The sequence below is a fragment of the Candidatus Enterococcus murrayae genome, from assembly GCF_017315985.1.
Classification (GTDB): Bacteria; Bacillota; Bacilli; order Lactobacillales; family Enterococcaceae; genus Enterococcus_A; species Enterococcus_A murrayae.
Genome location: NZ_JAFLVR010000082.1, coordinates 1 through 9,230 on the forward strand (window position 1 = coordinate 1; position 9,230 = coordinate 9,230).

Annotated in this window: 9 protein-coding genes; all 9 read right to left on the bottom strand. The window is 43.8% G+C overall.

Annotated elements, in window-relative coordinates; genetic code table 11:
• Positions 1 to 51: 51 nt before the first annotated feature.
• The gene (locus JZO85_RS22260; RefSeq protein WP_207110711.1) at positions 52 to 558 is read right to left on the bottom strand and encodes a YbaK/EbsC family protein; all 507 of its coding nucleotides are present in this window, start codon (positions 556 to 558) and stop codon (positions 52 to 54) included.
• A gap of 4 nt (positions 559 to 562) precedes the next feature.
• A complete protein-coding gene (locus JZO85_RS22265) occupies positions 563 to 1,021 on the bottom strand; it encodes a hypothetical protein (RefSeq protein WP_207110712.1) in 459 nt (152 codons plus the stop codon).
• Positions 1,022 to 1,139: 118 nt separating this feature from the next.
• Positions 1,140 to 2,294: a trans-sulfuration enzyme family protein gene (locus JZO85_RS22270; RefSeq protein WP_207110713.1), complete on the bottom strand. Its 1,155-nt coding sequence runs from the start codon at positions 2,292 to 2,294 to the stop codon at positions 1,140 to 1,142.
• 120 nt (positions 2,295 to 2,414) lie between these two features.
• The gene (locus tag JZO85_RS22275) at positions 2,415 to 3,515 is read right to left on the bottom strand and encodes an SLC13 family permease (protein WP_207110714.1); all 1,101 of its coding nucleotides are present in this window, start codon (positions 3,513 to 3,515) and stop codon (positions 2,415 to 2,417) included.
• A 356-nt stretch (positions 3,516 to 3,871) separates the two neighbouring features.
• Positions 3,872 to 4,912, bottom strand: coding sequence for an HAAS signaling domain-containing protein (locus JZO85_RS22280; RefSeq protein WP_207110715.1), 1,041 nt, complete (start codon positions 4,910 to 4,912; stop codon positions 3,872 to 3,874).
• Between the two features lie 3 nt (positions 4,913 to 4,915).
• Entirely contained in the window at positions 4,916 to 5,251 is a 336-nt protein-coding gene (locus JZO85_RS22285; protein WP_207110716.1) for a helix-turn-helix transcriptional regulator, read from the bottom strand.
• Positions 5,252 to 5,357: 106 nt separating this feature from the next.
• The gene (locus JZO85_RS22290) at positions 5,358 to 6,584 is read right to left on the bottom strand and encodes a DUF1015 domain-containing protein (RefSeq protein ID WP_207110717.1); all 1,227 of its coding nucleotides are present in this window, start codon (positions 6,582 to 6,584) and stop codon (positions 5,358 to 5,360) included.
• Complete coding sequence (locus JZO85_RS22295) at positions 6,584 to 7,771, bottom strand: 3-phosphoglycerate dehydrogenase family protein (protein WP_207110718.1); 1,188 nt, start codon at positions 7,769 to 7,771, stop codon at positions 6,584 to 6,586. The genes JZO85_RS22290 and JZO85_RS22295 overlap by 1 nt, the downstream gene beginning before the upstream one ends.
• On the bottom strand, positions 7,772 to 8,854 hold the full coding sequence (serC, locus tag JZO85_RS22300) for a 3-phosphoserine/phosphohydroxythreonine transaminase (RefSeq protein ID WP_207110719.1): 1,083 nt from the start codon (positions 8,852 to 8,854) through the stop codon (positions 7,772 to 7,774).
• Positions 8,855 to 9,230: the final 376 nt, after the last annotated feature.

Below are 9,230 nucleotides of genomic sequence, written 5' to 3' on the forward strand. Positions count from 1 at the left end.
TTGATTTGACAATTCAAGTTTTAATAAAAAACCAAAAAAACAGCTCGGGGCTTAGGCCTCGGGCTGTTTTTCTGGAATCACCAAGTAGGTTGGTTCGATTGCTATATTTGCTAAAAATCGTTTGAAGTCACTAAAAGCGATCACCACTGTCGCTGTATTTGTGTTGGGATGAAACCCGATTTTTTTCGTTTGATCAATCGTTTCATCAATGACTAGCGTGATCTGATGTTCCGTGTCATGGGGCAGTGCTAACGGTGTCACCGATCCCCGCTCCAGGCCAAGCAAATCGAAAAGCTCCGCTTCCGAGGCAAAAGATAATTGACTTTCGCCTACTGCCTTGGCAAGCGCCTTGATATCCAGTCGTTTTTGCCCTGGACAAATCACAAAGTAGTAGTTCCTCGTCTTCTTACTCTTCATCAAAAGATTTTTCACATCACTGCCATCGATCACAAAATCAATCTCCGCCACTGTGAAGACGGCCTTGTGATCCACTCGTTCATAAGGAATCTGCATCTCTGCTAACAGTTGATAGACTTCTGTATCCGTCGCTTTTGACACCCCATCACCTGCTTTCTTTCAGCCAGTTGCGCCAAGTAATCATCGTTTTATTGACATGATTCAAAACTTCCAGCTCCAATTTCTTCGTATCCGCTACTTCCTGCTCTTGAAAGGTCCTTAATTTCTCATAGTTTTTCTGCAGCAGCTCATGGATCGGCTGGTTAGCCTCGGATGTTATCAGGCTGTTCGCTTCCGCCTTCAATTGTTGGATGACGATCGGTGTTGTTTCCTGAAAGTAGGGGTAACCATACTTGTTCAAATTATTTTTATACGATTGCAGAGTTGCCAGCGAGGCTTCCAAAATTGCCGGACCATCTGTTGTTCGTTTTGGAGCCTGAACAGCAGCCTTTTGCCGCCGAGGTCTTTCTTTTCGTTTAAGCGCCCACCGCGTAATCAAAAAAGTCGCTAAACAAACGAGCACGTTTGAAAGCAAGACTTCTGGGCGTAAAAGATTTTCAATCATGACTTTCACTTCCTCCAAGAGATGATACCATTATACCGAACTCACTTCTATTAAGGTATTCATTTTTCAAAAAATCTTGCGATACAGAAAAACACATTAGGGAGAATCCCCAATGTGTTTACTTTACAGCTATTTGGACTTTGGCTAATGCTTGCTCTAGGTCTGCGATCAAATCCTCTGTGTCCTCGATCCCTACAGATAAGCGCAACAGCCCCTCGGTCACACCTTGCTTGTCTCGTTCTTCCTTTGGTACGCAGGCATGACTCATGGTCACTGGATAGGATAAAATGGATTCCACTCCTCCTAAGCTGACTGCTGCAATCGGTATTTGCAAGGCATCCGCAAAGGTATATACTGCTTCTTGACTCGCCAATTCAAATGATAGTACCGCACCGCCAGAAATTGCCTGACGTTTGTGGACCTCATAGCCAGGATGGCTTGGTAAACCTGGATAATGGACTTTTTGTACAACGGGATGGTTTTCCAGCATGTGACTGATTTTCTCGGCGCTGCGGGCACTTTGTTCCATCCGCAAACCCATCGTTTTCAATCCGCGCATCGTCAGCCAGCAATCTTCCACGCCTAAGATTCCGCCTAAAACCTTTTGCTGCAGCTTGATTTGATTGTGCCAGTCCTCATCATTGGTAACGACTAGCCCTGCCACAACATCACTATGACCATTAATAAATTTAGTCGCACTGTGAATCACTACATCCACACCCAGCGCCAACGGCTTCTGAAATTGTGGAGTCATAAACGTATTATCAATCATCGTCACTAAATGATGCTCCTTCGCGATTGCTGCAACTCCCGCGATGTCTGTTACTGAAAGCAGCGGATTGGACGGCGTTTCTAAATACAGTCCCCGCGTGTTCGGCCGAATCGCATGCTCCCACTCTTCAAGCTTGGTCTCATCCACAAATGTAACCTCGATACCGAAGCGGTTCATCACCTCATTGACTAGTTGGAACGTTCCGCCATAAATACTCTTGCACATAACCAAGTGGTCACCCTGATTAAAACTCAATAGAACGGCCGAAATGGCTCCCATACCAGAGGCAAAAGCAGTTGCATATTTCCCATTTTCCAACACAGCGACTGCTTCTTCCAGCGCTGTTCTGGTAGGATTGCCAAAGCGTGAATACGTATAAGCTTGTCCATCCTTGATGGAGGCTTGTTTAAAGGTCGAGCATTGATAAATCGGAATCGATGAAGCGCCAGTCTCATCGTCAAAGGCATGATAGCCATGAATTAATTTTGTCTTATCTCTCATCGCAGATCCCCCTCAATCATTTCTTACAAAATCAGCTTAACACGATTTAAAGCGGTTTCATGCTTTTTGGATGAATTCCCATAAGAAACTTAGCTTATTTTCAGGAATTCTTGGCGCTTTCTAATGGATGAAAAAATAGAACAGGGTCCCCAAAAACAGTAGTAGGCCAAAATTGACTGCGCTGAACAAACCAAGGAATTTTTTGGTTTTTGCAGGATAATAAATACGAATTAAATTGTAGCCGATCAGATTAGCCAACGAAGCTATTAGCGTTCCCAGACCACCGATATTCACCCCTAAAATAACCGCCTGCTGATTTTCCGTAAACGGTGCGATCAAAAAAGCCGCAGGTACATTTGAAATGACTTGACTCAAGCCTAAGCCAGCCAAGTAGATTTGTTTTCCACTCAATGCTTGCAAAAAGGTTCTGATAAACTGAGCTTCACCGATATTTCCTACAATGATAAAGAAACAAACAAAGGTCAGCAATAACCCATAATCCACTTTCTTGAATAGCTCGCGGCGATAAATCAGAAGAATCAGTGCTACCACTGGAATGCCCCATAGATAAGGCAGAACATCAAGAACGACCAAAATCATCACGAGCATCAAGCCCAGCAGTAAAAAGGTCTCTCTGCGATCAATCTGACTAGCCTCTAGACTGAGCGTCTCTAGTGAATCCTTTGCGACTAAAAGGCTCAAAACAGCTAACGAAATGACGCTGAGCAATAGGACTAGCGTCATCCAGGATAGAAATTGCCCTAACGGAACGTGGTAGTAGTTATAGAGATATAAATTTTGCGGATTCCCAAATGGAAAGAAACTACTTCCCAGATTCGCCGCTACAATAATCAAGACGCTGCCTAAAAAGCGTCCCTTGAATTTTGGTAAAATCGATAAAAGCTTCAAATAGATCGGCAGTAACGTCAAGATCGCTACATCATTGGTTAAAAACATCGAGCCCACTAACGACAAAAGAATCATCAGCTGAACCAATTGCCGAGTATTCTTTGAATAATGCACTAATTTCTGAGCAACGAAGCGCAAAAGACCGACCTGCTCAAATCCTTGAATCAACAGCATCAAACCAAACAAGCTGAGGATCACCTTATCATCAATAAAATCGGTTGAGAAACGACCGACCAATGAGCTGATAACGGCTAACAACAGTGAGATACTGAGTAATTTATTTTCGCTAAAAAAATTTGCTACTTTCTTCATTTGCCATGCCTCCGATATTAGCATACCCCAGAGGCTAAAATTTAGACAAAAATAAACTCTCGATCTGAGAGTTTTTGAATGGCATGCAATATGCTTAGGTCGCCAGTGCTAACAAGAACTAGCCAGCCTATCGTCTCATTGCTTGAACTGCTGCTCTCATCGAAAGAAAGTCCCTGGTCTCCTACATTCGAACCTCCTTTTAAGCCCTTTTCTGATAGAGCATTTGTAGAAAGCCTTTATTATCCTGCTTTTCTATCAAAATTAAAGGATGCCCAATTGAGAGTTAAAATCCAATAATTTTGAAATGAAGCAAATAAAAAGACCCTCAATTTGAGAGTCTAATTGCCTAGCCTTTATTAAACCTGACTTTGCTTCAAAAATCTCTGCGTCAGATTCCTTTTGCTGTGATAATAGATCACCATCCCGATTTGAATAGCAGCAACAACTACAATGATCAAGCTGATGAACAAGCGAATCGAGGCTGTATCACCTGTTGAAATATAATGCAGCACATCACCGCTGGACCAAGACTGTTCCTTCATTAAGTCCACTAGCTCCTGGCTAAAGATGTTGTTGTGCAGCAATAAAAGCACCCACATGACCGCAGAAACAGTGTGGTCAATGATCGACCAAAAACACACGCGATTACTCCAACGTCGGTCGATCAGCTTCAAGACACTAACGATCAATGTTAAGATCGTTCCAATGATTAACACCGGTATCAAGAATCTCGTGAAGCTGTCACTGAATAGCGAAACATTCACGAATCCATGATCTGTTTTGGAAAAAACTTGAGGCAACACACTCAAGGCACCGAGGATTAAAAAAGTATTGAAAACCAAGACAGCGACAATTTCCGCCACTGCGTCAGAGATGGGAATCTGCTTTTCTGTCGTCAACGACGGCAAATCCTCCAGCTTCCACTCTTCACGTTTTTTATGATTCAACAGTCCCGTTCGCTCGGCGATCACGAAACCGATAGTCGTCCAAACAAGCGTCTGCATCACCCCTGATACCCCGCTTTGAATGCCCGTTTGAATCATCACTTGAAGTACGCTGCTTACGGTACCGCTTTGCTGAAAGGTCTCAATTCCGCCCGCAACCGCACCAACAATAAGAGTGATGACTCCAATGATCGGTACCAGTAGTTTTAGCAGACGAAGATAGTCATCATAGACCTGCGGAGAGATCAAATACTGGGGATTTTGCCGATACTGCTCCGCTAATTTCGTTGGCGACCCCATCGAGTGTAGAACCTGTTCGATCTCAGCATCACTCGGCTGCTCCGACAACATATCATAGATATTGCTCCGCAGCTCCTTTGCAACCTCTTCCCGTTCATTTTCCGGCAACTGCCCTACCACCGCAGCTATATAGCGTTCGATTAAATTTTTCATTCGTCACTCCTCCGTATAAATACCAATTAAACTTTTTTGCATGTCCTTCCACTCTTCAAATAATTTTGTTCGAACGTCTTTTCCTGTGTCGCTGATTGAGTAATACTTCCGCGGCCTGCTCTCCGTCGTATCCCAATCACTTACCAGCAGCTCCTGCTTTTCCAAACGCCGCAGCAATGGATAAAGGGTGTTCGCTTCAATATCCATCCCCCGCTCCTGCAGCGTCTGCAAAAGGGCATAGCCGTAATGAGGCGTAGTCAAGCTGCCTAATACAGCCAACACCAAATTACCTCTTTTTAATTCTGTGATATAGCTCTGTATAATATCCTTATCAGGCACGTGATCACCTCTTCTCGTTTATTATACTGTGTGTCACACATTATAGTCAATAATATATTATTTTTATTAGCAAAAAAACTCTCGAAAAAATTCGAGAGTTTTTGCTTTATTTCGTTTCTAAATCATGCAGGAACAAGCCGCTTAAAAGCTTCGGTTCAAACCAGGTTGATTTCGGCGGCATGATCTTCTTCGCATCCGCAACATCCAATAGATCCGTCATCTGAGTCGGATACATTGAAAAGGCCAGCTTCCAATCACCTGAATCAACTAGTTTTTCCAGCTCTTCAGTTCCGCGAATCCCACCAACAAAGTCGATGCGTTTATCGGTCCGAATGTCATCGATCCCGAAAATATCCTCCAGCACATATTTTTGCAGGAGTGCCACATCTAATTTCTCCACAGGATCATTAGGAACCTTCTCTGGTTTGATGCGCAAGGTATACCACGCGCTGCCGTCATATAACTGGCAATCGCCGGCATTTTCAGGCTTTTTGATTCCTGTTTTGGTCACTTGATAGTTCTCTGCCAGGCGCTCCATGAAATCAGCCGGCGGTGCTGACTTCAGCACACGATTGTATTCCCAAATCGCCAGCTCATCCTCTGGGAAGATGATGGACAAGAACTGCTCAGTCTCAGGATTTTGTTGCCCTGCTTCGCGTTTTTCCAGACCGATCTTGACTGCTGATTCCGTCCGATGATGACCATCTGCAATATACAAGGCATCGACCTCTGTAAATAACGCCGTCAGTTTCTCGATCGTTGCTGCTTGATCGATCACCCAAACACGATGAGTCACATCATGATAGCTGGTAAAATCATAAGCTGGCGTGTGGTCCTTCTGCCAAGCTTTAATCATCATTTGAATCTCCGCCTGTGGACGATAGCTTAAGAATATTGGACTCGTATTAGCATCACAGGTACGGATATGATTCATTCGATCGATTTCTTTTTCATGACGAGTAAACTCGTGCTTCTTGATTTTTTCATCGATGTAATCGCTGATTGATGTACATGCCACGATCCCTGTTTGACTACGGCCGTCCATCACCAATTCGTATAAATAGAAATAGGCATCTGATTCTTTAAACAGCCAGCCTTTTTCTAAAAATGCAGCTAGATTATCCGCCGCTTTTTGATAGACCGTTTCATCGTAGGGCGAAAGCTCCGCAGGCAGGTCGATCTCCGCCTTATCGATATGAAAATAACTATAAGGATTATCCGCCGCTAAGTCCTTGGCTTCCTGTGAATTAACTACATCGTAGGGCAAGGCCGCCACTTTGTCAGCTAATTCCGCCGCTGGGCGAATTCCTTTAAATGGATAAACTTGAACCATTAAAATTCACACTCCTCATCCCGCTTGATCGCGCGAACGCGGACAATACCTTCATTTTTGCTCAGCTGATCAACGATCGCCGCGATTTTATCAGGATCGGTCTCAGAAACATCTACCAATGTATAGGCATGGTCGTCCTTTCCGCGATTGACCATATTATCGATGTTGACATCTAGAGAAGCAATCTCTGATGCGATCAACCCCAGCATATTCGGTACATTGCGATTGATGATCGTGATACGATAAGGCGATTCAAAGGCCATTTCTACGTTTGGGAAATTGACTGAACGCTTGATGACCCCTGTTTCCAAGAAGCGTTTTAAGCCGCGGGCTGCCATCTTCGCGCAGTTTACTTCGGCTTCCTCTGTTGAGGCGCCTAAATGCGGCAGTACCGTGATTTTGTCATTGCGCAGTAATTTTTCTTCCGCAAAATCAGTCGTAAAGCCAGCGATCCGTTCTTCATTCACAGCCTTCACAACGGCATCGGTATCCACAATTTCACCGCGGGCAAAATTCAGCAAGTGGGCCGTTTTCTTCATTTGCATCAATTCTTCTGTACTGATTAAATGATGCGTGTGCTCCGTCAATGGCACATGGATCGTCACGAAATCACAATTCGTCAATACTTCCTTCAAATCCTTTGCCCGTTTTACCCGACGAGAAATGCTCCACGCCGTATCAACAGAAACATATGGATCATAGCCCGTAACTTCCATTCCTAAACGATACGCATCGTTGGCCACCATCGCACCGATCGAGCCTAATCCGATGACGCCCAGCTTTTTACCTTCTAATTCAGTGCCGGCGAATTGCGATTTTTGCGCCTCTGCCTGTTCATCGACGTTATTTCCCTCTAAAGTCTGCACCCAGCTGATTCCTTGAACCATTGGACGAACAGACAGCAGCAGACTCGCTACTACTAACTCTTTTACTGCATTGGCATTGGCCCCTGGTGTATTGAAGACTACAATCCCTTTTTCCGTGCATTCCTTAACCGGAATATTGTTCGTTCCTGCCCCAGCTCGGGCAACACCTAAAACCGTTTTAGGAAAGTCATAATCATGCAGCTTTTGACTGCGTAAAATAATACCATCCGGCTCTTCGCTTTCATTGATCCGGTAATTTTCTTTATCAAAACGCGTCATACCTTCAGGAGCGATCGCGTTGAATGTTTTAATCTGAAACATTTAATTCCCTCCATTTTCCTTTTCAAACTTCGCCATAAACGCTACCAATGCTTCGACACCCTCAAGCGGGAAGGCATTGTAAAGACTCGCTCGCATTCCGCCAACGGAACGGTGCCCCTTCAGATTTTCGAATCCTTCAGCTAAAGCCGCTTGATTGAAGGCTTTGTCTAAAGCTTCATCCCCTGTGACAAATGGAATATTCGTAATTGAACGGCTCGCTTTTTCTACTGGGCTTGTAAACAAGCTTGAATTTTCGATCGCGTCATATAAAAGCTGGGCTTTCTTCTGATCCTTTTCAGTAATCCCAGCGACTCCGCCTTGAGCCTTCACCCATTCAAAGACTAATTTTGCAATATAGATGCTGTAGGTAGGCGGTGTATTATATAGAGAATCGTTTTTCGCCTGCAATGCATAATCCAGCATCGGCGCGAAGCCTGCTTCTTGATTGAGCAAATCTTCACGAATGATCACGACTGTAAGTCCGGCAGGGCCGATATTTTTCTGCGCCCCCGCATAGATCACTCCGAAATCTTCTACTTTATACTCATTGGCTAAAATATTTGAAGACATGTCCGCAACGACTGGCACGTCGCCGAATGAAGGGATCTTCGCAAAAGCAGTTCCTTCGATCGTATTATTGGTGGTAATATGCACGTACGCTGCATTTTGATCAACAGCTTCCGGCATTTCAGGTATATAGGTAAAATTCTTATCTTCACTAGAGGCAATCACTTCAACTTCGACAGTATCCAAGGCCTTCGCAGCACTAATGGCTTTTTTAGACCATGAACCCGTGTTGACGTATAATGCCTTTTTCCCTTGTGCTAAATTCAAAGGGACCATTGTAAATTGCAGGCTCGCACCGCCTTGCAGGAACAACACTTTATAGTTGTCAGGAATCGCCATCAGCTCTCTCAATAGTGACTCAGCCGATTGGATGATTTCTTCAAACAAGGAGGAACGATGACTCAGCTCCATCACTGACATACCGCTATTTTTGTAATCAAGCATCTCGGACTGTGCGATCTCCAATACAGCTTTTGGTAGTACTGCGGGACCTGCAGAAAAATTATAAATCGTCATACTTATTCTCTCCTTTTTCATATTTATGGAATTCATTAAAAAAATGATTCCCATCCGCCAGTCACATACTCTTTCCTTAATCGTTTGCGTCTCTATTAATGTAAGAAACAACGAAGAGAAGCACGAGTATCCTTCTTTAAGATGTGATGACAATTATAACAGATGTCTCTAAATGATAAAAGACTAATCCTAAATTAATTTCACTGTAATTTGAAGTTTTATCAGAAAATTTCATTTTTACTTACATAAATTATCCCTATTCTTTCATGAATTCGCGGCTGCCAGAACGGAATAGCAAGAGATTAAAATAATACCCGGCATGTCAATTAAGAGATTTTGTGTGGTGAATCACTGAAGAAGACACCAAAAATACCGT